Annotated in this window: 22 protein-coding genes and 1 tRNA gene; 11 read left to right on the plus strand and 12 right to left on the minus strand. The window is 67.1% G+C overall.

From position 1 onward, the window contains the following. Positions 1-6 precede the first annotated feature (6 nt). The 4 genes from GV161_RS11500 to GV161_RS11515 all read right to left on the minus strand — a co-directional run bounded on the left by GV161_RS11500 (position 7) and on the right by GV161_RS11515 (position 4,065). A complete protein-coding gene (locus GV161_RS11500; RefSeq protein ID WP_152016142.1) occupies positions 7-756 on the minus strand; it encodes an ABC transporter ATP-binding protein in 750 nt (249 codons plus the stop codon). Continuing rightward, positions 732-1,610, minus strand: a complete 879-nt coding sequence (locus tag GV161_RS11505; RefSeq protein ID WP_244624185.1) for an ABC transporter permease — start codon at positions 1,608-1,610, stop codon at positions 732-734. Before GV161_RS11505 ends, GV161_RS11500 begins: the two co-directional genes overlap by 25 nt. A gap of 2 nt (positions 1,611-1,612) precedes the next feature. After that, positions 1,613-2,626 (minus strand): ABC transporter substrate-binding protein, encoded by a 1,014-nt coding sequence (locus GV161_RS11510; protein WP_201303012.1) that lies wholly within the window; start codon positions 2,624-2,626, stop codon positions 1,613-1,615. Between the two features lie 92 nt (positions 2,627-2,718). After that, positions 2,719-4,065, minus strand: coding sequence for an LLM class flavin-dependent oxidoreductase (locus GV161_RS11515; protein WP_152016139.1), 1,347 nt, complete (start codon positions 4,063-4,065; stop codon positions 2,719-2,721). A gap of 516 nt (positions 4,066-4,581) precedes the next feature. Between GV161_RS11515 and GV161_RS11520 the strand changes: the two genes are divergently transcribed. Beyond that, entirely contained in the window at positions 4,582-4,782 is a 201-nt protein-coding gene (locus GV161_RS11520) for a hypothetical protein (RefSeq protein ID WP_152016138.1), read from the plus strand. Positions 4,783-4,966: 184 nt separating this feature from the next. Here GV161_RS11520 and GV161_RS11525 read toward each other — a convergent pair. Next, positions 4,967-5,042, minus strand: a tRNA-Ala gene (locus tag GV161_RS11525). Between the two features lie 189 nt (positions 5,043-5,231). Further along, positions 5,232-5,639, minus strand: a complete 408-nt coding sequence (locus tag GV161_RS11530; protein ID WP_152016137.1) for a TIGR02300 family protein — start codon at positions 5,637-5,639, stop codon at positions 5,232-5,234. Positions 5,640-5,880: 241 nt separating this feature from the next. Here GV161_RS11530 and cmk point away from each other — a divergent pair, with 241 nt between their 5' ends. Both cmk and GV161_RS11540 read left to right on the plus strand, forming a co-directional pair. Then, positions 5,881-6,507 (plus strand): (d)CMP kinase, encoded by a 627-nt coding sequence (cmk, locus tag GV161_RS11535; RefSeq protein ID WP_152016266.1) that lies wholly within the window; start codon positions 5,881-5,883, stop codon positions 6,505-6,507. A gap of 183 nt (positions 6,508-6,690) precedes the next feature. Then, positions 6,691-7,509: a DUF1194 domain-containing protein gene (locus GV161_RS11540; protein WP_152016136.1), complete on the plus strand. Its 819-nt coding sequence runs from the start codon at positions 6,691-6,693 to the stop codon at positions 7,507-7,509. A gap of 3 nt (positions 7,510-7,512) precedes the next feature. Here GV161_RS11540 and GV161_RS11545 read toward each other — a convergent pair whose 3' ends face one another. Continuing rightward, positions 7,513-8,709: a multidrug effflux MFS transporter gene (locus tag GV161_RS11545; protein WP_152016135.1), complete on the minus strand. Its 1,197-nt coding sequence runs from the start codon at positions 8,707-8,709 to the stop codon at positions 7,513-7,515. Positions 8,710-8,888: 179 nt separating this feature from the next. On the opposite strand from GV161_RS11545, the gene GV161_RS11550 reads away from it, so the two are divergent. Then, the gene (locus GV161_RS11550) at positions 8,889-9,389 is read left to right on the plus strand and encodes a hypothetical protein (protein ID WP_152016134.1); all 501 of its coding nucleotides are present in this window, start codon (positions 8,889-8,891) and stop codon (positions 9,387-9,389) included. Positions 9,390-9,418: 29 nt separating this feature from the next. Here the strand turns inward: GV161_RS11550 and GV161_RS11555 are convergent, their stop codons facing one another. Both GV161_RS11555 and GV161_RS11560 read right to left on the minus strand, forming a co-directional pair. Beyond that, complete coding sequence (locus GV161_RS11555) at positions 9,419-10,831, minus strand: sodium:proton antiporter (protein ID WP_152016133.1); 1,413 nt, start codon at positions 10,829-10,831, stop codon at positions 9,419-9,421. 155 nt (positions 10,832-10,986) lie between these two features. Beyond that, a complete protein-coding gene (locus tag GV161_RS11560; RefSeq protein ID WP_152016132.1) occupies positions 10,987-11,490 on the minus strand; it encodes a DUF2867 domain-containing protein in 504 nt (167 codons plus the stop codon). A 320-nt stretch (positions 11,491-11,810) separates the two neighbouring features. On the opposite strand from GV161_RS11560, the gene GV161_RS11565 reads away from it, so the two are divergent. After that, positions 11,811-12,599, plus strand: coding sequence for a class II glutamine amidotransferase (locus GV161_RS11565; RefSeq protein ID WP_152016131.1), 789 nt, complete (start codon positions 11,811-11,813; stop codon positions 12,597-12,599). 43 nt (positions 12,600-12,642) lie between these two features. Then, positions 12,643-15,153 carry an ATP-dependent helicase HrpB gene (gene hrpB / locus GV161_RS11570; RefSeq protein ID WP_152016130.1) on the plus strand — a complete coding sequence of 837 codons (2,511 nt, stop codon included), beginning with the start codon at positions 12,643-12,645 and terminating at the stop codon, positions 15,151-15,153. A 4-nt stretch (positions 15,154-15,157) separates the two neighbouring features. Here hrpB and GV161_RS11575 read toward each other — a convergent pair whose 3' ends face one another. Next, entirely contained in the window at positions 15,158-17,308 is a 2,151-nt protein-coding gene (locus GV161_RS11575; RefSeq protein ID WP_152016129.1) for a penicillin-binding protein 1A, read from the minus strand. 310 nt (positions 17,309-17,618) lie between these two features. On the opposite strand from GV161_RS11575, the gene GV161_RS11580 reads away from it, so the two are divergent. After that, positions 17,619-18,014, plus strand: a complete 396-nt coding sequence (locus GV161_RS11580) for a DoxX family protein (RefSeq protein WP_152016128.1) — start codon at positions 17,619-17,621, stop codon at positions 18,012-18,014. 80 nt (positions 18,015-18,094) lie between these two features. On the opposite strand, the gene trxA is transcribed toward GV161_RS11580, so the two are convergent. Both trxA and GV161_RS11590 read right to left on the minus strand, forming a co-directional pair. Continuing rightward, positions 18,095-18,415 (minus strand): thioredoxin, encoded by a 321-nt coding sequence (trxA, locus tag GV161_RS11585; RefSeq protein ID WP_126114465.1) that lies wholly within the window; start codon positions 18,413-18,415, stop codon positions 18,095-18,097. Between the two features lie 161 nt (positions 18,416-18,576). After that, entirely contained in the window at positions 18,577-19,821 is a 1,245-nt protein-coding gene (locus tag GV161_RS11590) for a Zn-dependent hydrolase (protein WP_152016127.1), read from the minus strand. A 414-nt stretch (positions 19,822-20,235) separates the two neighbouring features. On the opposite strand from GV161_RS11590, the gene GV161_RS11595 reads away from it, so the two are divergent. The 4 genes from GV161_RS11595 (at position 20,236) to GV161_RS11610 (ending at position 24,332) form a co-directional block, all read left to right on the plus strand. Beyond that, positions 20,236-21,150 (plus strand): sugar ABC transporter substrate-binding protein, encoded by a 915-nt coding sequence (locus GV161_RS11595; protein ID WP_244624210.1) that lies wholly within the window; start codon positions 20,236-20,238, stop codon positions 21,148-21,150. A gap of 73 nt (positions 21,151-21,223) precedes the next feature. Further along, positions 21,224-22,372, plus strand: coding sequence for an ABC transporter permease (locus GV161_RS11600; protein WP_152016125.1), 1,149 nt, complete (start codon positions 21,224-21,226; stop codon positions 22,370-22,372). 2 nt (positions 22,373-22,374) lie between these two features. Next, positions 22,375-23,169 (plus strand): ATP-binding cassette domain-containing protein, encoded by a 795-nt coding sequence (locus tag GV161_RS11605; RefSeq protein WP_152016124.1) that lies wholly within the window; start codon positions 22,375-22,377, stop codon positions 23,167-23,169. A gap of 50 nt (positions 23,170-23,219) precedes the next feature. Continuing rightward, positions 23,220-24,332 carry a Gfo/Idh/MocA family oxidoreductase gene (locus GV161_RS11610; protein ID WP_152016123.1) on the plus strand — a complete coding sequence of 371 codons (1,113 nt, stop codon included), beginning with the start codon at positions 23,220-23,222 and terminating at the stop codon, positions 24,330-24,332. The last annotated feature ends 45 nt before the right edge of the window (positions 24,333-24,377 follow it).

Below are 24,377 nucleotides of genomic sequence, written 5' to 3' on the forward strand. Positions count from 1 at the left end.
CGCGCTTCAGGCGACGCGGCGCAGCTCCTCCTGGGTCACGCCGAGGCTGCTCAGCAGCTCGCTGCGGACCTCGGCGAAGCGCCGCTGCCGCGGTCCCGCCTCGGAAGGCAGGTCGACCTTGAGGTCGACGACGAAGCGGCCCTGATCGAGCACCAGCACGCGCTGGGCGAGATGGATCGCCTCGTCGACGTCATGGGTGACGAGCAGCACGGCCGGGCGATGGCGGGCGCAGAGATCGAGCAGAAGCGCCTGCATGCGCAGGCGGGTCAGCGCATCGAGCGCGCCGAAGGGCTCGTCGAGCAGCAGGAGTTCGGGCTCGCGCACCAGCGAACGGGCCAGCGCTGCGCGCTGCTGCTCGCCGCCTGAGAGCTGCATCGGCCAGGCCCGCGCCCGCGCCGTCAGCTCGACCTCGGCGAGCGCATGCAGGGCGCGCTCGCGCGGCGTCTGCCCCTTCAGTCCGAGCGAGACATTGTCGACGACCGTCTTCCAGGGCAGCAGCCGCGCATCCTGGAAGACGACCGAGACCGCGTCCGGCGTGCCGAGCCGGCCGGAGCCGGGCACGCCATGGTCGAGCCCGGCCAGCGCCCGCAGGAAGGTGCTCTTGCCGGAGCCGGAGCGGCCGAGCAAAGCGACGAACTCGCCGCGGCCGATGTCGAGATCGACACCGTCGATGATGGTGCGCTCGCCATAGCGGCGGGTGAGGCCGCGCACCGCGACGACGGGCGGCTGGGTCAGTCGGCCAGAATCTTGCGCCATGGCAAAGCCTTTCGGGTGATGAAGCGGACGAGCCAGTCCGAGCTCAGGCCGAGCGCGGCATAGACGGCAAGGCACAGGATGATGACCTCGGTCTGGCCATAGGTGCGGGCGAGGTTGATCATGTAGCCGAGGCCGGAGGTGGCATTGACCTGCTCGACCACGACGAGGGCGAGCCAGGAATAGGTGACGCCGAAGCGCAAGCCGAGCAGGAAGCCGGGAAGCGCCGCCGGCAGCACGACATGGCGCAGGAACTGGCCGTTGGAGAGATCGAGCGTCTCGGCCAATTCGATGAAGCGGGCATCGGTCGAGCGCAGCCCGTCATGGGTCTGGATGTAGATCGGTGCGAAGGTGATCAGCGCGATGGTCAGCACCTTCATGCCCTCGCCAATGCCGAACCAGAGCATCAGCAGCGGGATCAGCGCCAGGGCGGGGATGGCGCGCTTGATCTGGATCGGGCCGTCGACGAGGTATTCGCCGATACGGCTGAGGCCCGCGATGACGCCGAGCGAGGCGCCGGCGACGATGCCCCAGAACAGCCCCCAGAAGGAGCGCTGGAACGAGGTCCAGAGGTTCTCCTGCAGGCGCCCGTCCTGTATCAGCTCCCAGCCGGTGGTCGCCACCGTCCAGGGCGCCGAGAGGATGCGGTCGTCGATGAAGCCGGTCGCCGAGCCGATGCTCCAGAGGATCAGCAGCAGGGCAGGCCCGAGCGCTGCGCCATAGGGAATCGGCCGGCCCGGGCCGAGCTTGCGCCGGCGGCGCGGCGTTTCGACGGTGGTAGCAGGCTGGCTGCGGGCGAGCTTGAGCCAGACGGGATCGACGGCGCTCTGTCCGCCGGTGAGCGAGAGATCGGCCATGCTCATTCTCCCTGATAGGCCGCGCCGGCGACCTGTTCGAAGCGCCGGTCGAACAGCGTCGCCGCCTTGAGCACGGGCTTCTTCAGTTCGGCGGCGAGGAGGTCGATGGTTTCCTGCTGGCGCTCGATCGCCCCGTTCCAGTCGAGCGGAACATCGGGATCGCCGTTGGATTCGACCAGGAAGCGGCCGGAATCGGCCTTCAGGCCCTGATCCCTAACGTAATAGCCCTTAATCCACTCCTCGGGATGGGTCTCGATCCATTTTGCGGCACGGCCCCAGGCCTGGACATAGGCGCGGATCGCCGCCGCCTTGCCGGGATCCTCCAGCGAGCTCTTCACCACATAGAGATAGGCCGGATCGTCGCGCAGGCCGTGCGGCAGCGCCTTGGCGCCGTCCCGCGCATAATTCTGGACGAAGCGCTGCTTGTTCGCTTCCGCGATCGGCGCGGCGTCGACGAGCTTGCTGGCGAGTGCGTTGACATAGGCGTCGCCGACGCTCGGCAGTTCGACGAGCTGGACCTCGTCATGTCGGAGGTTCAGCTTCTTCAGCACGCGCAACACCAGCGCGCCTTGGGCCTGGCCGGGGCTGAAGGCGATCTTGCGGCCCTTGATGTCCTCGAGCTTCGCAATGCCCGAGCCCGGCGCCGTGGCGATCACATAGATCGGATGCCCGACCGGATCGCGTCGGAACTTGGCGCCGACGATCCTGACTTCAAGCCCGGTCCATTGCGCATGAATCGGCGGGATGTCCGCGACCGAGCCGATGTCCAGCGCCTTGGCCCGGAAGGCCTCGATCGTCTGCGGGCCGCCGGAGATGTTGGCCCACTCGACCTTGAAGGGCAGCTTGGCGAGTTCGCCCGACAGAGTGAGCGCGACCCTGGTTTGCGGATCGCCGATCACCAGGGTCGTCCCCGGAGGGACGCGCTCGGGAATGGGGGCGGTCTCCGCCAAGGGTTGGGCGATAGCGGGGCTGGCCAACAGCGCGGCTGCAAGGGGCAGGAGGTAAGTCAGCTTCATTTGATGTCCTCGATAGGCATGCGTCATCGCCCGGCGGGAAGCACCCGCACGACGTCACGCATGGGGAAGGGTGGTTGGCGCCGCAGGGCGCCTCAGGCGCTCTGGCGCTGCTCCGTAGCGAAGAGGCTCTCCGGCCGCGGCAGCCCGTAATGGTCGCGCAGCGTCGTGCCGGAGTATTCCTGCCTGAACAGGCCGCGCTTGCGCAGGATCGGCACGACCTCGGAGACGAAGCTGTCGAAGCCGCCGGTCAGCCAAGGCGGCATGACGTTGAAGCCGTCGGCCGCGCCCTGCTCGAACCAGGTCTGAATCTCGTTCGCGACATGCTCGGGCGTGCCGACGACGACACGATGGCCGCGCGCGCCGGCAAGGCGCCGGATCAGCTGGCGGATCGTCGGATTCTCGCGGTCGACGATGTCGACGACGAGCTGGAAGCGGCTCGCCAGCCCCTTCGGCCCGCTGGTGTCGATGATGTGGCGCGGCACGGGCCCGTCGAGATCATAGCCGCCGAGGTCGACGCCGATCATGCGCTTGAGCTGGTCGAGCGAGGCGGCCGGCTGGATCAGATCGTCGATCTCCTCCTCCAGCCGCTTCGCCTCGGCCTGCGTCGAGCCGAGGAACGGGCTGATCCCCGGCAGGACGCGCAGGTGATCCGGCCGGCGTCCGAGCGCCACCGCACGGGTCTTGATGTCGGAATAGAACTCCTGCGCGCTGGCAAGCGTCTGGTGAGCGGTGAAGATCGCCTCGGCGAACTGGGCCGCGAAGGAGCGGCCATCTTCTGAAGAGCCGGCCTGGACATAGACCGGCCGACCCTGCGGCGAGCGCGAGACGTTGAGCGGCCCGCGGACGCGGTAATGCTTGCCGACATGGTCGATGCGATGGACCTTGTCGGCATCCGCAAAGACGCCGCTCTGCGGATCGGCGACGAGGGCGTCGTCCTCCCAGCTATCCCAGAGCCTGGTGACGACATTCAGGAACTCGCGGGCCATTTCGTAGCGCTCGCCATGTGGCGGATGCTCCGGCAGCCCGAAATTATGAGCGGCCCCGGCATCGCTGGTGGTGACGATGTTCCAGCCGGCGCGGCCGCCGCTGATATGGTCGAGCGAGGCGAACAGGCGTGCGAGATTGTAAGGCTCGTTATAGGTCGTCGAGGCCGTGCCGATCAGGCCGATCTTCTCGGTGGCCGCGGCGATCGCGGTCAGCCAGGTGATCGGCTCGAAGCGAACGCGCGAGGAGTAGCGCACATTCTCCGGCAGCGACGGCCCGTCGGCGAAGAAGATCGCGTCGAACTTCGCGGCCTCCGCCTTCTGCGCCAGCTCCTGATAGTAGCGGATGTCGAGCACGCGCTCCGGCGCGGAATCCTTGTAGCGCCAGGCCGCCTCATGGTGGCCGCCGGGATAGATGAACAGGTTGAGCGTGAGTTGGCGGCCGGCATTGGACATCGCGCACCTCGCATGAAGCAAATGGTCTGACGGGATACGAAGCTTGCGCCCCTGTCATTTACGATGACGGCCAGCAGAGCGGCTGGTCAAGAGAAGTGTTTTTTAAAAAGAACGGTTTGTTCGGGAGATTATTACTCGACTGAAGTCACATCATTCTAGCGGATCAATGGGATTATTGAAATAAATAGGCTGAATTCCACCCTGTTTTTGGGATTATTATCGTTCGTTACGCTCAAGATTCAAAAGGATCTTCCCATTTCGAGCCTGCACGCGTCCTGAACGCAGGGCGCACGCGGTCCGGCCTGCCGGCTGTCCGAGGAGATGGATAGTGCTCGTGCCGCCGCGCGAGGCATGCGTGCCCCGAGCTCGGCGGCCTCCTCGGAACCACGATACGGTTTCCAGTCCTGCGCAGTTCCTCACCGAACCCGTTGATCGACGCCATCAGGGCAAAGTCGCGTCGCAGCACGTGACTTCGCGCGAGCATCCCGGCAGGATCGCGCCGGTAAGGAGTTCTCGATGACAAAGCTCTTCGCGGCCGCGTGCTGCCTGTTGCTGGCCGGTTGCACCGCTACCGGCATGTCCGTGGGCATCGATCCGATGCAAAGCGATGGAACGACCTATGTGCCGGCGGATGTCGCGGCGACCTACGCGCCGTCAGCCGACGAGCGTCCTGTCTCGACCTGTGCCATGCGCGGGCAGAGCGTCTTGTGTCGCTGAGCCGCAGGTGCACCTGTGCCGACCGCCTCGGTGAAGGATGTTGCCAGCCTGGATGAGCGCCACGCCCTCCTCCGAGAGCTTCATGACGATCGAGCCAGGCGCAGGTCGGCGCAATGACAAAACAGAAAGCCGGCCTCAGTCAGAGCCGGCTCCGGTCGTCCGCAAATGTCGGTTAGGAGAGATTTGGTGGAGCCAGGCGGAATCGAACCGCCGACCTCTTGAATGCCATTCAAGCGCTCTCCCAACTGAGCTATGGCCCCACTTTGCCGGCCTTCTTGGGGAAAGGCCGGGAAATCGTCGCTGACCGAGGGCTCTTTCGAGGCGGTCCGCGTTCGTCGCCGCAGCGACGAAGCGCTCTATAGGCAAGCTTGCGCCAAGACACAAGCACTGATGTCACGTTATCGTCGCGCTTTTTTCCGGAGCGCGATTTGACGCGATCCTGGCGCTGATCAGGCGTCTTCGTCGCCTTCGATGTCGCCATCGATCAGGTCGGAGACGTCGTCGTCGCCTTCCTCGTCCTCTTCCAGGAAGGTGTCGTCGTCGTCGCTGGCGTCGGCGTCATCCTCGATCTCGATGTCGTCGTCGCTGGTGACCACTGGCTCCTTCTCGGCAGCCTCGGCATCGGCGTCGTCGAGCGAGACGAGCTCGACCGCGCCGTCGGCGGCCTCCGTCTCATCCTCGTCGTCCGCCGGCTTGGCCGCCGGAACCGCTGCCGCCGCCTTGGCCTGTGGCTCGAACAGCGAGCGCGGATAGGACTGGCCGGTATAGGGCGAGACGATCGGATCCTTGTCGAGATCGTAGAATTTGCGGCCCGTGACCGGGCAAACGCGCTTGGTACCAAGTTCCGGTTTCGCCACGGCGTCGGACCTTCAAGTTCGTACAGGGTTCGTAAAAAGCAGGGGCGTCCGTTAGTCGGGCAAAGCGTCTCTGTCAAATATTGATTTGGCTGCGGCGCAAGCCGGTGAAGCCCGGCGCAAAACCGCTTCGCATCGGCGCGCCCCGTGCTTTAGAACTCTGCCTTCATTAGAGCACTGACGAAAGATAGGAATCGTGCCCGCGACCCAGCCCTCCGCCTCTCCGATCCAGCAGGCCGACCGGCTGGTCATCGCCGTCGATGGGCCGGCAGCCTCCGGCAAGGGCACCTTGGCGCGCCGGCTCGCCACTCATTACGGCCTGCCCTATCTCGACACCGGCCTGCTCTACCGCATGGTCGCCCGCACCATGCTCGATGCCGGCGAGCCGCTCGACGATGCGCAGGCCGCAGCGGCGAGCGCCCTGGGCTTCGACGATGCGACGATCGACGAATCGCGGCTGCGTGGCCGCGAGATCGGCGAGGCCGCCTCGGTGGTGGCGGCGATCCCCGCTGTCCGGCATGCGCTGATCGACCGGCAGCGCCGCTTTGCCGCGGCCGCTTCCGGGGCCGTGCTCGACGGGCGCGATATCGGCACGGTGATCTGCCCTGAGGCGACGGTGAAGCTCTTCGTCACCGCGACCCCCGAGGTCCGTGCCGCGCGCCGGCACAAGGAACTGGCGGGGCGGGGCGAGGCCGCTACGCTCGACGGCATCCTGGCTGATATCCGCCGGCGCGATGCCAGGGATTCAGGCCGGGGCGACGCGCCGCTGAAGGCGGCGGAGGATGCGGTGCAGCTCGACACCTCGGCGCTCGGCGTCGAGGAGGCCTTCCAGGCGGCGCTCGCCATCGTCGAGGATCGCCGGCGCGGATAATCCTTTCAGGGTGTCGGTTTGTGCAGGCCGATGCTCATTTTTCCGGCTTGCACTCGCGTTTTCGTGCTTTGCGCGAATCGAAACCAAGCGCAGACTTCGACGACATTCGTTTGAAGCCTGCCTTCGCCCGAAACCCGTCCTTCTTTCGGCGTCACGCTTCGACGACAGATGACGGAGGTTTCGATGCGGCGTTGGCTGTTCGGTCTCTTTTGTCTCGCCGCCGCCGGAGCCTGGCCCGCATCGGCGCCCGATGCGCAGCAGGCGAGCACGCCGCCCGAGGAGGTCGATGTCGCTCTCGTCCTGGCAGTCGACGTCTCCTATTCCATGGACCTCGACGAACTCGCTCTGCAGCGCAACGGCTATATCGAGGCCTTTCGCTCGAAGTTGTTGCACGAGGCCATCGCGAAGGGGGCGATCGGCAAGATCGCCGTCACCTATTTCGAATGGGCGGGCGGCGACTTCCAGCACATCGTCAGGCCCTGGACGGTCATCGAGACCCCGCAATCGGCGATCGCCTTCGCCGAGGAGCTCGGCGAGGCGCCGACCCGGCGCGGCCGGCGCACCTCGATCTCCGGCGCGATCGATCTCGCCGTATCCCTGCTCGAGAAGAGCAATGTCACGCCGCTGCGCCGCGTCATCGACATCTCCGGCGACGGCGCCAACAATGACGGGCGCCCCGTGACCGCGGCCCGCGACGCCGCGCGCGACAAGGGCATCTCCATCAACGGCCTGCCGGTGATGCTGAAGCAGGCGAGCTATTTCGACATCGACAATCTCGACGTCTACTACGAGGACTGCGTCGTCACCGGCGTCGGCGCCTTCGTCATCCCGATTCGCGAGCGCCACCAGTTCGTCGATGCGACGCGGACCAAGCTGGTGCGCGAGATCGCCGAGCTGCCGGCCTCGGGGCCCGACGCGCTGATCCAGAAGGCGCAGGCCAAGCCGCCGCGCATCTCCTGCATGCAGGGCGAGCGGCAATGGCGCGACCGGATGGGGAACTGACGCTCAGGTCTTGCCCTTGCGGGTCGCGGCACTGGCGCGGAAGACGATCAGCGTCGCCACCCCGATCACCGACATCACGGCAGGCATCGGCAGCGCGCTGCCCTTGAGCAGATGGCCGACGAGCAGGCCGACGCAGGCTGCGAGCAGCATCTGGCAGAGGCCGGTCAGCGAGGAGGCCGCGCCGGCCCGGTCCGGGAATGGCATCATCGCCGATGCCTGCGCCTGCGGCATGACGAGGCCGACGCCGCAGGCATAGAGCGCCATCGGCGCGACGACCCCGAACGGCCCGCCGAAGCCGGTGGCGACGCCGGCCAGCATCGCGAGCCCGCCGGCGGCGAGGCAGACGACGCCGAGCCCGATCACGCCGTCGAGGCCGCGGCGGCCGACCAGGCGCTGCGCGATGATCGTGCCCAGGATGAAGCCGAGCACGGCGCAGCCGAAGGACAGGCCATAGGCGGGCGCCGTCAGTCCGTAGACTCCCATCAGCACATAGGACGAGCCGGAGATGAAGGCGAAGAGGCCGGCATAGGCCAGCGAGGTCAGGGCGACATAGACCCGGTAGGCCGGGTTGCCCAGCAGCAGCCTGTAACCGCGGAAGATCGCCGGTAGCGACAGGCCGTCGGGCGAGCGCCGGCGCAGCGTCTCCGGCATGATCGTCACGATGATGGCGAGCATGGTGAGTGCGAAGACGAGCGAGGCCAGGAAGGTCGAGCGCCAGCCGAAGGCGTTCTGCAGCAAGCCGCCGAGCACGGGAGCGATCGCCGGGACGAGGCCCATGATCATGCCCATCCGGGCGAGCTCGCGGCCGGCCCTGGGTCCCTCGTAGAGATCGCGGACCATGGCGCGGCCGAGCACGATCGGACCGGAGGCCCCGACCGCCTGGGCGAAGCGGGCGCCGATCAGTGCCTCGATCGAGGGTGCGAAGGCGCAGGCGAGCGTGGTGGCGATGAAGAGGCCGAGGCCGATCATCAGCACCGGCCGGCGGCCGAGCCGGTCCGAGAGCGGCCCCCAGATGATCTGGCCGGCGGCATAGCCGAACAGGAAGGCCGAGAGCGTCGCCTGCGCACCGGCGAAATCCGTGCCCATCACCCGCGCGATCTCGGGGAGCGAGGGCAGATAGAAATCGGTCGAGAGCGGGCCGAGCGCCGTCAGCATGGCGAGGACGGCGGTCATCGCCAGCGTGTCGGGGCGCAGGGGCATGGTAGGGCGGTTATCCTTTGGCGAGGCGGGTTTAGGCCGGCCGGGTGAAACTGTCGAGGCGATCGCAATCAGGCCGGCCTGCCACGAGCGGAAATGCGAGGCGAAAGCGAGTGGCGATTGCCGGCGGCGCTCCGCACTCGCTAATCTCGGCCGACGACATCGGGCACGGGAACGGACGAATGGCGATTTCGGAAGCTGCCGGCGTCATCGTCTATCGCGAGCATCTCTCCCTTGGAGCCCGGATCTTCATTGGCCTGCTCGGCGCTGTCCTGGCGGTGCTCGGCCCGGCCGCCATGATCTCCATCGCAGTGCCGCAATGGAGCCTGTCCTTCGTCCTGACGGTTTTCATCGGGCTCGCGCTGCTGACGTTCGGCGTGTTCGCCTTGGCCGCCGCCCTCGGCAGCGTGAGGACGCTGGAGTTCGGCCTTGCCAAGCGTGTGCTGGTGGTCTCGACCCGCGGACCGCTTGCCCGCGGCCGCGCCGAATATGCGTTCGCCGCGTTAGGTGAGCCCTCCCTCGAGATGCGCGAGGCTGAGGACGGCCCCTATCCGGTGCTCGGCCTCGCATTGCCCGGCGAGAGGCGTCGGTTGGAGATGACGAACTTCGCAGACACCGACGAGGCGGCCCGCTGGCAGAAGCGCCTGGCAGGCGCGCTGAGGAACCCGTCCTCGAGCGGTTGATCAGGCGTGGTGCTCGATCAGAGCGTCTTCTAGCGGAAGAAGATCAGCGTCTGCAGCACGAAGAGCGGGATCAGGATCGCGCCCGACCAGAGCATGTAGCCGAAGAAGCTCGGCATCGCGACCTTCCGGTCCTTGGCGATGGCATAGACCATGAAGTTGGGGGCGTTGCCGATATAGGAGTTGGCGCCCATGAAGACCGCGCCGGCCGAGATCGCGGTCAGCGTCAGCGCCCCGGTCGTCATCAGCACCTTGGGATCGCCGCCGGCGAGCTCGAAGAAGACGAGATAGGTCGGAGCGTTGTCGAGGAACGAAGAAAGCGCGCCGGTCAGCCAGAAATAGGCGGTGTTGTTGGCGCTGCCATCGGCATTGCTGACGAGGGCGACGAGCGGCGCGAAGGCGCCGTTGCGGCCTGCCTGCAGCATCGCCAGCACCGGGATGATGCAGGCGAAGATGCCGGCAAAGAGCTTGGCGACCTCCTTGATCGGTCCCCAGCTGAATTCGTTACCGGCCCGCACCGGCTTCGGTGTCAATGCCAGCGAGAGGCCTGCCAGCACCAGCAGGATGAGGTCGCGCGCCAGATTCTGCCATTCGACGGCGACGCCGTGGATGGTGAAGGCGACGCCCGGCTTCCAGCTCGCCGACATCAGGATGGCGAGGATGACGCCGCCGAGAAGCAGGATGTTGATTTTGCCGAACAGCTTGATGGCGCGGTCCGGCGTCGGGTCGCGCAGCGGCGGGAAATTCTCCTCCTTGCGGAAGAACCAGCTGTCGAGCGCGTAGAACAGAGCGAGCAGGACGACGACCGCGAACACGGTCTCCGGCAGCAGATGCGTCGTCGTCCAGAAGAAGGAGACGCCGCGCAGGAAGCCGAGGAAGAGCGGCGGGTCGCCGAGCGGCGTCAATGATCCCCCGATATTGGAGACCAGGAAGATGAAGAAGACGACGACATGGACGTTGAAGCGCCGGTCGTCGTTCGCTCGCAGCACCGGACGGATCATGATGATCGAGGCGCCGGTGGTGCCGACGAAGCTCGCCAGCAGCGTGCCGATCGCGAGCAGGGCTGTGTTGGTCGCCGGTGTGCCGTGCAGGTTGCCGGTAATCAGGATGCCGCCGGCGATGGTGAACAGCGCAAAGAGCAGGATGATGAAGGGGATGTAGTCGAGCAGCGCAGTGTGCAGGATTGCGCCGAGCGCCGGGTCGACGCCGCGGAACAGGACGAGCGGCACCACCACAAGCACAGCCCAGAAGGCAGCAAACTTGCCGTAGTTCAACTCCCAGAGATGCGGGAACAGCACGGGCCCGAGCGCGATCGAGAGCAGCATGCCGGCGAAGGGCAGGGCCCAGGCGACGCCCATGGTGGCGCCGCCGATATCGCCGGCAGCGAAGGCAGCTTCAGGAAAAAGGGCGAACAGGAGCGCCGCGCCGGCAAGCTTCGTCAGCATCAGAAACGGCCCTTCCCCCGCCCGCTTGCCGCGGGACGTCGTCGTCACCCCATCGCTGCGACGGTTATATCAAGGCTAGACGGCTCGCAATCGGCGGGTCGCGTGCCTGCCTGACGGGCGAGCCCGAGAGGCCAGCAGCTCTGCTGCAATCGTGTTCAGGCGCAGCGTGCCAGGTTGGCTCTGACCACAAGATGATGAAAAGGCCTGATCAGGTTGAGATAGGTGAAGCCCAAAGCATTATGGGTCCGCACGACGGTTGTCGCGATGAGCGACGCGCCTGTCGGAGAATGACGCCGAAGCAGCGACAGCCGGAAGTCGAGGTGCCGGTCGTCCGTACCGAGCACGATCTCGTCCTTGCCCTCCCAGTGCACCGGAAAGAAATCCACCCGATCAAGGCTGTCCTGGGACGTCCTGACCGTATCGGAGGTCTTGATGCCAAAGGGTGTAACCATGGCGTCGCGCAGCGCGATCAATGCCTTTTGCCAAGCGGGTGGATTGACGAGCGCCCGCGTCGCCAGCTCGCGTATGCTCGCCTGCTCCGATGCGCTCAAGTCGATGCTGTAGCTATCGAGCAAATTGGCTTTCTCATACCAGCTCGCAACGACACTTTCCGATGGCGGCGGCGTCCGAAGGACCTGCGGTTTGCGATCCGAGCCCATGCTGGAAGCTCCATCAATGCAGTCTTCGCGACCGCTGGCCAGCCGATCGCGCGAGTGCCGAACAAGCTATTTGTCCGACAAGGAACACGCTGCGATAGAGCCATTATCGTCGCACTCTCGAGTGGCGCGGTCGCAGGCCAACATCGGCGCGCGCGATTTCGAGTATGGGTTCTTGACCCTTGTAGGTCGCGCTCGTCTTTGGCGCTTGATCTTAAGTCAGGCTTTGAACCTGGCATGGAGATGATTCATTATGCCGGCGTTCATTCTCGTGGAATAATCTTCTCCTGCGGCGTCCCGCCCGCACCTGATTCGGGACCACCATGTGCCGTTTCCTCGCCTATGCCGGCGCCCCGGTCTTCCTCGAGGACTTCATCGCCTCGCCCTGCCATTCGCTGATCCACCAGTCGCTGCATGCCGAGGAGGCCAAGACCGGCACCAATGGCGACGGCTTCGGCGTCGGCTGGTATGGCGAGCGGGCCGAGCCCGGCCAGTATCGCGAGATCAGGCCGGCCTGGTCGGATGAGAACCTGCTCTCGATCGCACGGCTGGTGCGCTCGCATCTGTTCTTCGCCCATGTGCGTGCCGCGACCGGCACGGCGACGACGCGGGCGAACTGCCACCCCTTCGTCCATGGCCGGCATCTGTTCATGCATAATGGCCAGATCGGCGGCTACGCCCTGATCAGGCGCAGGCTCGAGAGCCTGATCCCCGATGGGCTCTACGGCGCGCGTGTCGGTACGACCGATTCCGAGGCGCTGTTCCTGCTGGCACTGGCCCGCATTGCCGAAGGTGCGGCGCCCGGCGATGCCTTGGCGGGCGCGCTCGGCGATGCGCTCGCGCTGATGCAGGAGGCCGGCGTGCGCGAGCCATTGCGCTGCGCCGCCGCGCTCGCCGATGGCGAGACGATCCATGCCGTACGCTGGTCGTCCGATCCGAAGCCGCCGACGCTCTATCTTTGCGATCGCGGCGACGCTGTGGTGATCGCCTCCGAGCCGGTCGATGCCGCCCGCGACTGCTGGCAGGCGCTACCCTGCAACACGCTGGTCTCGGTGAAGGCCGGCGCGGTCAGCATGACGCCGTTCGAGGTCGGATTGCGGCAGGCAGCCTGAGTCGGCTTGCGCAGCCGCTCCGCCTGCGCCACATCGCAGGCGCATGCGCGCCTTCGACACAGCCCTCCCGATCGACGCGGTTCTCGGCGCTCTCGCCGCTTCGCTGCGCGAGAAGCCGAACGCCGTGCTCGTCGCCCCGCCCGGCGCCGGCAAGACGACGCGCGTGCCGCTCGCGCTGCTCGACGAGCCCTGGGCGCAAGAGGGCAGCAAAGGCGGCAAGCTGATTGTGCTGGAGCCGCGGCGGCTGGCGGCGCGCGGCGCGGCCAATCGCATGGCGCAGACGCTTGGCGAGCGCGTCGGCGAGACGGTCGGTCTGCGCGTCCGGCTCGGCTCGAAGATCGGCCCGAAGACGCGGATCGAGGTTGTCACCGAAGGCGTCTTCGCCCGGATGATCCTCGACGATCCGGCGCTCGACGGCATCGCGGCCGTGCTGTTCGACGAATTCCACGAGCGCTCGCTCGACGCCGATTTCGGGCTGGCGCTGGCGCTCGATGCGCAGACCGGTTTGCGCGAGGACCTGCGTATCCTTGTGATGTCGGCGACGCTGGACGGCGCGCGGGTCGCCAAACTGCTCGGCGATGCCGCGGTGGTCGAGAGCGAAGGCCGCGCCTATCCGGTCGAGACGCGCTATCTCGGCCGCGACCCGCTGAAGCGGATCGAGGATCAGGTCACCGAGGCCGTGCTGCAGGCGCTGAACGAGCAGAGCGGTTCGCTGCTCGTCTTCCTGCCCGGCCAGGGTGAGATCCGGCGCGTCGAGGAGCGGCTGCGCGAGAAAATCCGCGATCCCGCTATCGAGATCGCACCGCTCTATGGCGCACTCGACCAGTCCGAGCAGGACCGGGCCGTACTGCCGGCGCCGAAGGGCAGACGCAAGGTCGTGCTCGCGACATCGATCGCCGAGACCTCGCTGACGATCGAGGGCGTGCGGGTCGTGATCGATTCCGGCCTCGCCCGCGTGCCGCTCTATGAGCCCGATATCGGCGTCACCCGCCTCGTCACCCAGCGCGCCAGCCGGGCAGCCTGCGACCAGCGCCGCGGCCGCGCCGGCCGCACCGAGCCCGGCATCTGCTACCGGCTCTGGGAGGAGGCGGGCAACGGCGCGCTCGAAGCCTTCGCTCGCCCCGAAGTCCTCTCGGCCGATCTCGCGCCGCTCCTGCTCGACTGCGCCGCCTGGGGCGTCTCCGATCCGACCACGCTTTCCTTCCTCGATCCGCCGCCGGCGCCGGCGCTGAAGGAAGCGCGGACGCTCCTCAACGACCTCGACGCGTTGGATCCGGACGGACGCATCACCGATGACGGCAAGGCGCTGCAGAGCCTGCCGCTGCCACCGAGGTTGGCGCATATGGTCGTCGGTGCCGCGCATCATCGTCAGGCCGAACCGGCCGCCTTGCTGGCGGCCCTTCTGGTCGAGCGCGGGCTAGGCGGCGATGCGATCGACCTCAGCGAGCGGCTGGAGCGCTTCGGCCGCGAGCGTGGCGGCCGCGCCGCCGATATGCGCCGCCTCGCCGAGGGCTGGGCCAGGCAGGCGGCGGGCAAGGTGACGGCGGGCGCAGAGCAGCCGCTCTCGCCCGGTTTCCTGCTCGGTCTCGCCTTCCCCGACCGCGTCGCCAAGGCACGCCAGCCCGGCTCCGGGCAATATCTGCTCGCCAATGGCCGGGGTGCGGCGCTCGAACCCGGCAAGAGGCTGGCGCGCGAGCCTTATCTCGTCGTCGGCGAGATGACCGGCTCGGCGCAGCAGGCCCGCATCCTCAGCGCCGTCGCGATCAGCGAGGCCGAGATCGCCGCGCTCGCCGCCTCCGGCTTGATCCGGATCGGATTGTCGGAGCGCAACGAGACGGTGTTCGACCGGCAGGCGCGGGCGTTGCGGGCCCGAGCCGCCCGCAAATACGGTTCGTTGGTGCTGGCCGAGCGGCCCTTGCCGGTCGAAGCCTCGCCGGAGAATGCCGAGGTGCTGGCAAAGGGTATCGCCACCATCGGCATCGAGACGCTGCCCTGGAGCAAGGCGCAGGCGCAATTGCGCGAGCGCGTCGTTTTTTTGCGCGCGGCGGAAGGAGAGGATGCCGGCTGGCCTGATCTGTCCTATGCCGGCCTCGCCGGGCCGGCCGCGGACTGGCTCGCGCCCCATATCGTCGGTCGGAGCTCGCTGTCCGCGATCACCCCGGGCGATCTCGATGCCGCGCTGTCGACCCTCCTGCCCTGGGAGCTGAAGCGGCGGCTCGACGCCGAGGCGCCGACGCATTTTGCCGCGCCGACCGGCTCGCAGCTCGCGGTCGACTATGGCGCCGAGGCCGGGCCGACGATCTCGGTCCGGGTGCAGGAGCTCTATGGGCTGGCACAGCATCCTTCGCTCGCCGGCGGGCGGGTTCCGCTGGTGCTGGAGCTGCTCTCACCCGGACACCGGCCGATCCAGATCACCCGCGACCTGCCGGGCTTCTGGCGCGGCTCCTGGGCTGCAGTGAAGAGCGAGATGAAAGGTCGCTATCCGCGCCATCCCTGGCCGGACGATCCCGCAGCGGCCGCGCCGACGACGCGGGCCAAGCCGCGCGGGACGTAAGGCGTCAGCCGCCGAACAGGCGCTCGAGGAAGTTCTTCTCCTGCGGAGCCGGCGGCGTCCAGGCACGATCGCTCGAAGCGGCAGGCTGCGTCCGCGGCGAGGGCGCGACGCCAGCGACCGGCTCGCCGCCATCGAAGATCGACTTCGGCGCCGACTGCCAGAGCCCGCCCGGCAGCTGTATCGGTTGCTGGCCGGCATGGGCCGTCTTCATGTACTTGCCCCAGATCTCGGCCGGCAGGCCGGCGCCGGTGACGCGCTTCATCGTCGAGTTGTCGTCATTGCCGACCCAGACGGCCGTGACGAGGCGGCCAGTGAAGCCGACGAACCAGGCGTCGCGATAATCCTGCGTCGTGCCCGACTTGCCGCCGACTTCCCAGCCGGGAATGTTGACCTTGCTGCCGGTGCCGCCCGTCATCACCGCGTGGAACATCGAATTCATCATCGAGAGCGTCTGCGGCTGGATCACCGGGCCGAAATTATTGGCTTTGCGAGCGTAGACGACCTTGCCGCTGGTCGATTTGACCTCACGGATCACATAGGGAAGCACCGACTGGCCGCCATTGGCGAAGCTGGCATAGGCGGCGGTCATCTCCAGCGGCGTCACCTCCGAGGTGCCGAGCGACAGCGACGGATTGGCCTGCAGGGACGAGTTGATGCCGAGGCGCTGGGCCGTGCGCACGACCTCGCGCGGCGTCACCTCCTGGATCAGGCGCGCCACGACCGTGTTCAGCGAATGGGCGAAGGCGGTCTGCAGCGTCACCGGGCCGCGGAAGGTGCGCGAGTAGTTCTCCGGCTCCCAGCCCTTGATCGAGACCGGGGAATCGTCGCGGATCGTATCCGGCGTCATGCCCTTCTCGAGCGCGGTGAGGTAGACGAAGGGCTTGAAGGACGAGCCCGGCTGGCGATGGGCGGCTGTGGCGCGGTTGAACTGGCTCTTGGTGTAGTCGCGCCCGCCGATCAGGGCGCGGATCGCCCCGTCCGGCGCCAGCGAGACCACCGCGCCCTGCGAGGCGTTGAGCTTGGCGCCCTGCGCCGAAAGCGCCTCGACCAGGATCGTCTCGGCAGAGCTCTGCAGCTTGGTGTCGACCGTGGTCAGCACGGTGACGTCACCTTCGATCGCGCCGATGAAGTCGTCGAGTACGTCCATGACATAGTCGGCGGCGTAGTTGACCGAGCCGGCGCCGACGCGCTCTGGCACCTCGGCCGGCGCGCCGAGCGCGGTCTTGGCTGAGGCCTGCGAGATCAGCCCCTGCTCGGCCATCGCCGAAATCACCAGCTGGGCGCGCTTCTCGGCGGCTTCCGGGTTGCGGTTTGGCGCGAGGCGTGAGGGTGCCTGGACGAGGCCGGCGAGCATCGCGGCTTCGGCAACCGAGACCGAACGCGCCGACTTGTTGAAATAGCGCTGCGCCGCCGCCTCGACGCCATAGGCGCCCGAGCCGAAATAGACGCGGTTGAGATAGAGCTCGAGGATCTGGTCCTTGGTGTAGGTCCGCTCCAGCCAGAGCGAGAGGATCGCTTCCTGGATCTTGCGCGCCGCCGTGCGTTCCTGGGTCAGGAACAGGTTCTTGGCGAGCTGCTGGGTCAGGGTCGAGCCGCCCTGGACGCCGCCGCGCTTGGTCAGGTTGTTGACGATGGCGCGGCCGAGCCCGATCGGGTCGATGCCGAAATGGTCGTAGAAGCGCCGGTCCTCGATCGCGACGAAGGCCTTCGGCAGATAGGGCGGGACTTCTCCGATCGTGATGGTGCGCCCGCCGGTCTCGCCGCGATTGGCGAGCAGCGTGCCATCGGCCGCGAGGATCGCGATGTTCGGCGGCCGCTTCGGCACGGTGAGCTGGTCGATCGGCGGCAATTGCGCGGCGTGATAGGCGACGACGCCACCGACGGCGAGCACCGCCCAGAGCCCCATGACGACGCCCCAATAGAAGATGCGGCCAAGGAAGGAGCCGCGCTTGCGGCGCGGTTTGCGGCCGCCCTTGCTGCGCTCGTTCTGCGGGCGGCGCGGTTGCTGGCGCGGTGCCACCGAATTCTTTCCTCCGCGATAGGGGCGGTCCTCGGCCGACAGGCGCAGATCGCCGTCGTCGCGCTCGTAATCGTCGCGCGCACGCTCGAAGGACGGCTCGCGCCGCTCACCGCCTCGTTTCGACCGATCGTTCATCCCGCCCCGTTCAGGCCCCACCACCGTGCTGCGATCCGCAGCTCGGCATTTTCCAGACAGGATTCAAACATGGCGCTTTTAAGGGGTGGTTAAGCCCGATTTCGGCGAAGTTTCCGCAATGGTGAACGAAGCCGCCGCTGTTGCGGATTTGCCGCTCGGTGATTTTGCTGCACTGCAAACGAAAACGTGACTTGATCGATCTTCTTTGCATGGGGACAAGCGCGAGGCGGTGAGGAAGACTTCTTCGCCAGCAAACCCAATCACTTAGCAAATTAGTCCAATTTGAAACCGGACGGAAGGCAACCCGCCCATGCAGGCTCTCAACTCCTTGAATCGCTACGCGCCCCATGCGCTCGCATTGCTGCGCATCGTCACGGCGCTGACCTTGCTGACGCACGGCACCCAGAAGCTGTTCGGCTTTCCGCAACCGCCATCCTGGGGCATGCCGGCCGCCTTCGCACTGACCTGGTATGCCGCCATCCTCGAAGTCGTCGGCGGCGCCCTGCTCGCCATCGGCCTCCTGAGCCGGCCGGTCGCCTTCATCCTTTCGGGGCTGATGGCTTTCGCCTATTGGATCGGGCACGCGCCGAAGGGCTTCTATCCGCTCCTGAACGGCGGCGAGCCGGCGCTACTGTTCTGCTTCATCTTCTTCTATCTGTTCTTCGCCGGCCCCGGCTCCTTCGCGCTCGACAACCGCGCGAAGTGACAAGGACGATAGGCTGAAACGAGGAAGGCCCGCCCTCGATGAGGGCGGGCCTTCCTTAATGTCACGGGCTTCCCGAAGGATCAGACCGCAGCCGAGATCCAGCGCGACAGGTCGCTCTTGGGAGCGGCGCCGACCTTCTGCGAGGCCAGCTTGCCGTCCTTGAACAGCATCAGCGTCGGAATCGAGCGGATGCCGAACTGAGCCGGAATCTGCTGGTTCTCGTCGACGTTCATCTTGACGATCTTGACCTTGCCGTCGAGCTCGCCGGCGATCTCCTCGAGCGCCGGGCCGATCATCCGGCAGGGGCCGCACCACTCGGCCCAGAAATCCACCACCACCGGCTCGCTCGACTTCAGCACGTCGGCCTCGAAGCTCGCATCGGTCACTTTGATCGTCGCCATGGCTCATCGCCTTTCGATTCGCTTGCGGCAACAACGCCGCTATTCACCGTCAAAGCTATGAACGGGCGGCCGCAGGGTCAAGGCTGGCTCACCTTCCGGTGATGCGGGTCAGCCGTGCTTCCACCGGTGATGGATGGTCGCCTCGGGGAGCAACCGCTGATTCAGCGATCGGCTCGCGCCACCACCGTGTGCAGCAGCACGTTGAGGCCGGGCTCGAGATCATCCGGCGTGCAGAGTTCCTGGTTGTTGTGGGTGATGCCGCCCTTGCAGGGCGAAAAGATCATCGTCGTCGGGGCGTGGCGGGCGACGAAATAGGCATCGTGGCCGGCCTGGCTCAGGATATCGCGCGTGCGGTAGCCGAGGGCTTGCGAGGTCGCCCGGACCTGCTCGATCAATTCGTCGGCGAAGACCTTGCCGCCCCAATTCCAGATATCGAGGATCTCGGCGGTGCAATCGGCCCGCGCCGCCGCTTCGTACACCGCGCGGCGCACGCGCTCGGCCATCACGGCTGCGGTTTCCGGGTCGGCATGGCGGACATCGCAGGTCGCCTGCGCCCAGTCGGAGAGGATGCCCGGCTTGTTCGGCCAGGCCACCAGCCTGGAGGCCGTCGCCTTGCCGCCGCTGCCGGCATGCTCCCAGCCGAGATCGTCGACCGCGACCAGGAGGCGCGCGCCGGCGATCAGCGCGTTCTTGCGCCGCTCCATCGGCCAGGGGCCGGTATGGGCGGTCTCGCCTGTGAATTCGACCAGCATCCCGGTGCTGGCATAGCCGCCGGTCACGACGCCGACCTGCATGCCCTCGCGGTCGAGGATCGGCCCTTGCTCGATATGGAACTCGACATAGGCGTCGAAGGGGTGGGGCGCCGCCTCCATCTCACCGCGATAGCCGATCCGGTCGAGCTCCTCGCCGATCGTTCGGCCGTCGTCGTCGCGCCGGCCCAGCGCCCAGTCGAGCGTATAGGCGCCGGTGAAGCAGCCCGAGCCGACCATGGGCGGCGAGAAGCGCCCGCCCTCCTCATTGGTCCAGTTGACGACCTCGATCGGCCGCTTCGTGCGATGGCCGAGCTGGTCGAGCGTCCGGCAGACCTCCAGTCCGCCGAGAACGCCGGCGATGCCGTCGAAGCGCCCGCCATTCACCTGCGTGTCGAGATGGCTGCCCATCACCACCGGCGGCAGGCTGTCGTCCTCACCGGCCCGGCGCGCGAAGATGTTGCCGATGCCGTCGATGCGGACGGCGAGGCCCGCCTCCCGGCACCAGGCGATGAAGACGTCGCGCACCTCCCGGTCGGCATCGCCGAGCGCCAGCCGCGACAGTCCGCCCGGCCGGCCGACCCCGATCTCGGCCGAGCGCTCGATCGTCGTCCAGAAGCGCCCGATATCGATGCGCGCGGTCGCTGGCAGGCCCATGAAATTCCCCCGATCCCGGGCGCTGAGCGCGCCGCTTCAAGTGCCAACAATCGAGGCGCCGGCCCACTCCTGGCAAATCGATATTGGTGATGGGTTTCTCCGGTCCGGGTGGAGCGGGCAGGCACACGCTCCGGTATGTCATCGGCGCAGAAGGCGCTTGACAGCTGCGCATGAGCGATGGAATGATTGTTCCATTGAATATTGAAAACGGTTTTTTTGTTTCGTTTTGAATGAAGCGCAGAGTCGGCGGTCGCGCCTGGCGCGCCCTCCCATCTTCGCCATCCCAGGCTGTCCGCGACGCTTCGCGGCCCGCCAAATCGCCCGAAAACCGGCCGATCGCGCCCGATCGGACCGATAACGAAAGCGGGGGACATCCCCGCAAGGGAGGATGAGATGAAGCGTTTTCTCGCAGGGATGATTGCTGCCGCCGCCATCGCGGTCGCAGGAGCGACGCCGAGCATCGCGCAGCAGACCAGGATCATCGTCGTCAGCCATGGCCAGGCCGCGGACCCGTTCTGGTCGGTGGTCAAGAACGGCGTCGCCAAGGCGGCGGCCGATCTTAAGGTCGCCGTCGATTATCGCGCACCCGAGACCTTCGACATGGTGGCGATGAGCCAATTGATCGACGCCGCGGTGAACCAGAAGCCGGCCGGCCTCGTCGTCTCGATCCCCGACGCCTCGGCGCTCGGCCCGTCGATCCAGAAGGCGGTCGCCGCCGGCATCCCGGTGATCTCGATGAATTCCGGCTCCGATGTCTCGAAGAAGCTCGGCGCCCTCTTGCATGTCGGCCAGGACGAGTTCGACGCCGGCAAGGCCGCCGGCGAGAAGCTCGCCAGCATGGGCGGCAAGGTCGGCGTCTGCGTCAACCACGAGGTCGGTAATGTCGCGCTCGACCTGCGCTGCAAGGGCTTCGCCGAGGGCTTCAAGGGCAAGGTCACGGTGCTGCCGGTCTCGAACGATCCCTCCGAGATCCGCTCCAAGGTCAAGGCGGCGCTCTCCGACGCCAGCGTCGATACGGTGATGGCGCTGAGCGCCTCGCTCGGCGGCGAGCCGACCCTGGCGGGCGTCAAGGAAGCCGGCAAGATCGCCAGCGTCCGCGTCGCCACCTTCGATCTCTCGGCCAACTTCCTCAAGGCGATCGCGGCGGGCGAAGCCGCCTTCGGCATCGACCAGCAGCAGTTCCTGCAGGGCTACCTGCCGGTCGCCTTCCTGGCGCTGAACGCCGAATACGGCCTCGTCCCCGGCGGCAATGTCCCCTCCGGTCCCAACCTCGTCACCAAGGAGAAGGCGGCCCAGGTCGTCGACCTCTCGGCCAAGGGCATCCGCTGAAGCGCAAGGCGGCGCCGGTCCGTCCGGCGCCGCCTGTCCTTCCCGGACGGTTCAGAAACCAACGAGGCGCGCCATGGCCACATCGACCGCCGATCTCGCCGCGGGCCCGCCCCGTTCCACCGACCCGGCCGCAGAGGCCCGCGACGAGCGCTTGCGCCGCGTCTCGCTGATCGCCCGATTGATGCGCCGGCCTGAGCTTGGCGCGGTCGCCGGCCTCGTCCTGGTCACCCTCTTCTTCGGCCTGACCGCCAACCCGGCCATGTTCACGCTCGCCGGGTTGATGACCGTGCTCTCGCCGGCATCGCAGCTCGGCATCCTCGCCATCGCGGCGGCGCTGCTGATGATTGGCGGCGAGTTCGACCTCTCGATCGGCTCGATGATCGCCTTTTCCGGCCTCGTCTTCGGCGCGCTGATCGTCGTCGGCGACCTGCCGCTGCTGGCGGCGATCGTCGCGACCTTCGTCTTTGCCGGGTTGATGGGCGCGGTGAACGGGCAGATCGTCATCCGCACCCGGCTGCCCTCCTTCATCGTCACGCTCGCCTTCCTCTTCATCCTGCGCGGGCTCTCGCTGGTCGGGCTGAAATGGGCGACCGGTGGCTCGACCCAGTTGCGCGGGATCGGTGACAAGGCGGGCGCAGGCATCGTGCGCGAGCTGTTCTCCGGCCAGGCGCTGGAGGGGCTGTTCGCCTGGCTGGCGCAGGCCAACTGGATCGCCAAGTTCCCGAACGGCACACCGACCGTGACCGGCGTCCCCGTCGGGGTCCTCTGGTTCCTCGCCATCGCGGCGCTCGCGACCTATGTCCTGCTGCGCACCCGCTTCGGCAACTGGATCTTCGCTGCCGGCGGCGATCCCAATGCGGCTCGCAATTCCGGCGTGCCGGTGAACATGGTCAAGACGACCCTGTTCGTGCTGACCGCCTGCGCCGCCACGCTCGTCGCCATCCTGACCGTGCTCGACGCCGGCTCGACCGATGCCCGCCGCGGCTTCCAGAAGGAGTTCGAGGCGATCATCGCCGCGGTGATCGGCGGCTGCCTGCTCACCGGCGGCTACGGCTCGGCGATCGGCGCCTTCTTCGGCGCGATCATCTTCGGCATGGTCTCGATCGGCCTGACCTACACCAGCTTCGACAGCGACTGGTTCCAGGTCTTCCTCGGCGGGATGCTGCTGCTCGCCGTGCTGTTCAACAACTTCATCCGCCGCAAGGCGACAGGGGAGCGCTGACCATGACGACAGCTCCGGAACAGACGCCCCTCATCGAAGTCCGCGACATCGTCAAGCATTTCGGCTCGGTGATCGCGCTCTCGGGCGTCTCGCTCAAGGTCTCCGCCGGCGAGGTGCTCTGCCTGCTCGGCGACAACGGCGCCGGCAAGTCGACGCTGATCAAGACGCTCTCGGGCTGTCATAAGCCGAGCTCGGGCGAGTTCCTGGTCGAGGGCCGGCCGGTCGCCTTCTCCAGCCCGCGCGACGCGCTCGATGCCGGCATCGCCACCGTCTACCAGGATCTGGCGATGATCCCGCTGATGTCGATCACGCGGAACTTCTTCATGGGGCGCGAGCCTATCCGCGGCTTTGGCCCGCTGAAATGGATCGATTTCGATCTCGCCCATGCGGTGACGCGTGACGAGATGCACAGGATCGGCATCGATATCCGTGACCCGCACCAGGCGGTCGGCACGCTCTCGGGTGGCGAGCGCCAATGCGTCGCCATCGCCCGCGCCGTCTATTTCGGCGCCAAGGTGCTGATCCTGGACGAGCCGACCTCGGCGCTCGGCGTCGCCCAGACCTCGATGGTGCTGAAATACATCAACCTCGTGCGCGCCAAGGGGCTGGGCGTGATCTTCATCACCCACAACGTCCGCCACGCCTATGCCGTTGGCGACCGCTTCACCGTGCTCAACCGCGGCAAGACGCTCGGCACCTACGCCAAGTCCGGGATCGCCATGGACGAGCTGCAGAACCTGATGGCCGGCGGCAAGGAGTTGCAGGCGGTCTCCGAGGAGCTCGGCGGCACTGTCTGACGGCTGGCGATCATCCGGTCCTTCCTTCCTCTTCGCTACGGAGATTGCTCATGCGCGCGCTCGGCGTCGGCCTGATCGGCACCGGCTATATGGGCAAGTGCCATGCCCTGGCCTGGAATGCGGTCGCGCCGGTCTTCGGCGACGTGTCGCGACCCAAGCTCGCGGTGCTCTGCGAGGTCGACGAAGTGCTGGCAGCCCAGCGGGCGGGCGAGTTCGGCTTCAGTGAGTCGACCGCCGACTGGAAGGCGCTCATCGCCCATCCCGATGTCGACGTCGTCTCGATCACCACGCCGAACACCTTCCATGCTGAGATGGCGATCGCGGCGTTGAAAGCCGGCAAGCATGTCTGGTGCGAGAAGCCGATGGCGACCAGCCTCGCCGATGCCGAGGCGATGCTGGCAGCGGCGAAGGCGGCCGGCACGGTTGCCGCCCTCGGCTACAACTACATTCAGAACCCGGCGATCCGGCTGGCGCAGCGCCTGATCGCCGATGGTGCGATCGGGCCGGTCAACCATGTCCGCATCGAGATGGACGAGGATTTCATGGCCGATGCCGGCGCGCTGTTCTCCTGGAAGAGCGAGGCAGCGTCGGGCCATGGCGCGCTCGACGATTTCGGCGTCCATGCCTTCTCGCTGATCAAGGTGCTGATCGGCGAGGTCGAGTCCGTCATGGCCGATATGGCAAAGCCTTATGCCGAGCGGCCGCTCGCCGCCGGCGGCCAGCGTGCGGTCGAGACCCACGATATCGCCACGCTGCTGTTGCGCCTGTCGTCCGGCGCGTCCGGGCTCGTCGCGCTCAACCGTTCGGCCTGGGGCCGCAAAGGCCGGATCGCGCTGCAGGTCTTCGGCGCGAAGGGTACGATCGCCTATGATCAGGAGCGGATGAACGAGATCGAGCTTTACACCGCCGAGGGGAAAGCTGACGTCCAGGGCTTCCGCCGCATCCTCACCGCCCCGGCGCACGAGCCCTATGGCCGCTTCATTCCGGCGCCCGGCCATGGCCTCGGCTTCAACGAGCTCAAGATCATCGAATGCCGCGAATTGCTGCGCGCCATCGCCGGCGAGCCCGCGCATCTCCTCGACTTCGAGGCCGGCCTGCGCATCGAGCGCACGGTCGAGGCGGCAGCGAGGAGTTTCCGCGATGGGCGCTGGACGACAGTCTGAGGAGCTGCTTGGCTGGAACAGGTCCTGATCGCAAAAGTGGTTCCC

The sequence above is a fragment of the Bosea sp. 29B genome (assembly GCF_902506165.1).
Taxonomy (GTDB): Bacteria; Pseudomonadota; Alphaproteobacteria; order Rhizobiales; family Beijerinckiaceae; genus Allobosea.

Bases quoted from the DNA above. Each gene is read 5' to 3' on its own strand.
- GV161_RS11500 (WP_152016142.1), bottom strand. From the start codon at position 756: ATGGCGCAAGATTCTGGCCGACTGACCCAGCCGCCCGTCGTCGCGGTG.
- GV161_RS11505 (WP_244624185.1), bottom strand. From the start codon at position 1,610: ATGGCCGATCTCTCGCTCACCGGCGGACAGAGCGCCGTCGATCCCGTC.
- GV161_RS11510 (WP_201303012.1), bottom strand. From the start codon at position 2,626: ATGAAGCTGACTTACCTCCTGCCCCTTGCAGCCGCGCTGTTGGCCAGC.
- GV161_RS11515 (WP_152016139.1), bottom strand. From the start codon at position 4,065: ATGTCCAATGCCGGCCGCCAACTCACGCTCAACCTGTTCATCTATCCC.
- GV161_RS11520 (WP_152016138.1), top strand. From the start codon at position 4,582: ATGACAAAGCTCTTCGCGGCCGCGTGCTGCCTGTTGCTGGCCGGTTGC.
- GV161_RS11540 (WP_152016136.1), top strand. From the start codon at position 6,691: ATGCGGCGTTGGCTGTTCGGTCTCTTTTGTCTCGCCGCCGCCGGAGCC.
- GV161_RS11545 (WP_152016135.1), bottom strand. From the start codon at position 8,709: ATGCCCCTGCGCCCCGACACGCTGGCGATGACCGCCGTCCTCGCCATG.
- GV161_RS11550 (WP_152016134.1), top strand. From the start codon at position 8,889: ATGGCGATTTCGGAAGCTGCCGGCGTCATCGTCTATCGCGAGCATCTC.
- GV161_RS11555 (WP_152016133.1), bottom strand. From the start codon at position 10,831: ATGCTGACGAAGCTTGCCGGCGCGGCGCTCCTGTTCGCCCTTTTTCCT.
- GV161_RS11560 (WP_152016132.1), bottom strand. From the start codon at position 11,490: ATGGGCTCGGATCGCAAACCGCAGGTCCTTCGGACGCCGCCGCCATCG.
- GV161_RS11565 (WP_152016131.1), top strand. From the start codon at position 11,811: ATGTGCCGTTTCCTCGCCTATGCCGGCGCCCCGGTCTTCCTCGAGGAC.
- hrpB (WP_152016130.1), top strand. From the start codon at position 12,643: ATGCGCGCCTTCGACACAGCCCTCCCGATCGACGCGGTTCTCGGCGCT.
- GV161_RS11575 (WP_152016129.1), bottom strand. From the start codon at position 17,308: ATGAACGATCGGTCGAAACGAGGCGGTGAGCGGCGCGAGCCGTCCTTC.
- GV161_RS11580 (WP_152016128.1), top strand. From the start codon at position 17,619: ATGCAGGCTCTCAACTCCTTGAATCGCTACGCGCCCCATGCGCTCGCA.
- trxA (WP_126114465.1), bottom strand. From the start codon at position 18,415: ATGGCGACGATCAAAGTGACCGATGCGAGCTTCGAGGCCGACGTGCTG.
- GV161_RS11590 (WP_152016127.1), bottom strand. From the start codon at position 19,821: ATGGGCCTGCCAGCGACCGCGCGCATCGATATCGGGCGCTTCTGGACG.
- GV161_RS11595 (WP_244624210.1), top strand. From the start codon at position 20,236: ATGATTGCTGCCGCCGCCATCGCGGTCGCAGGAGCGACGCCGAGCATC.
- GV161_RS11600 (WP_152016125.1), top strand. From the start codon at position 21,224: ATGGCCACATCGACCGCCGATCTCGCCGCGGGCCCGCCCCGTTCCACC.
- GV161_RS11605 (WP_152016124.1), top strand. From the start codon at position 22,375: ATGACGACAGCTCCGGAACAGACGCCCCTCATCGAAGTCCGCGACATC.
- GV161_RS11610 (WP_152016123.1), top strand. From the start codon at position 23,220: ATGCGCGCGCTCGGCGTCGGCCTGATCGGCACCGGCTATATGGGCAAG.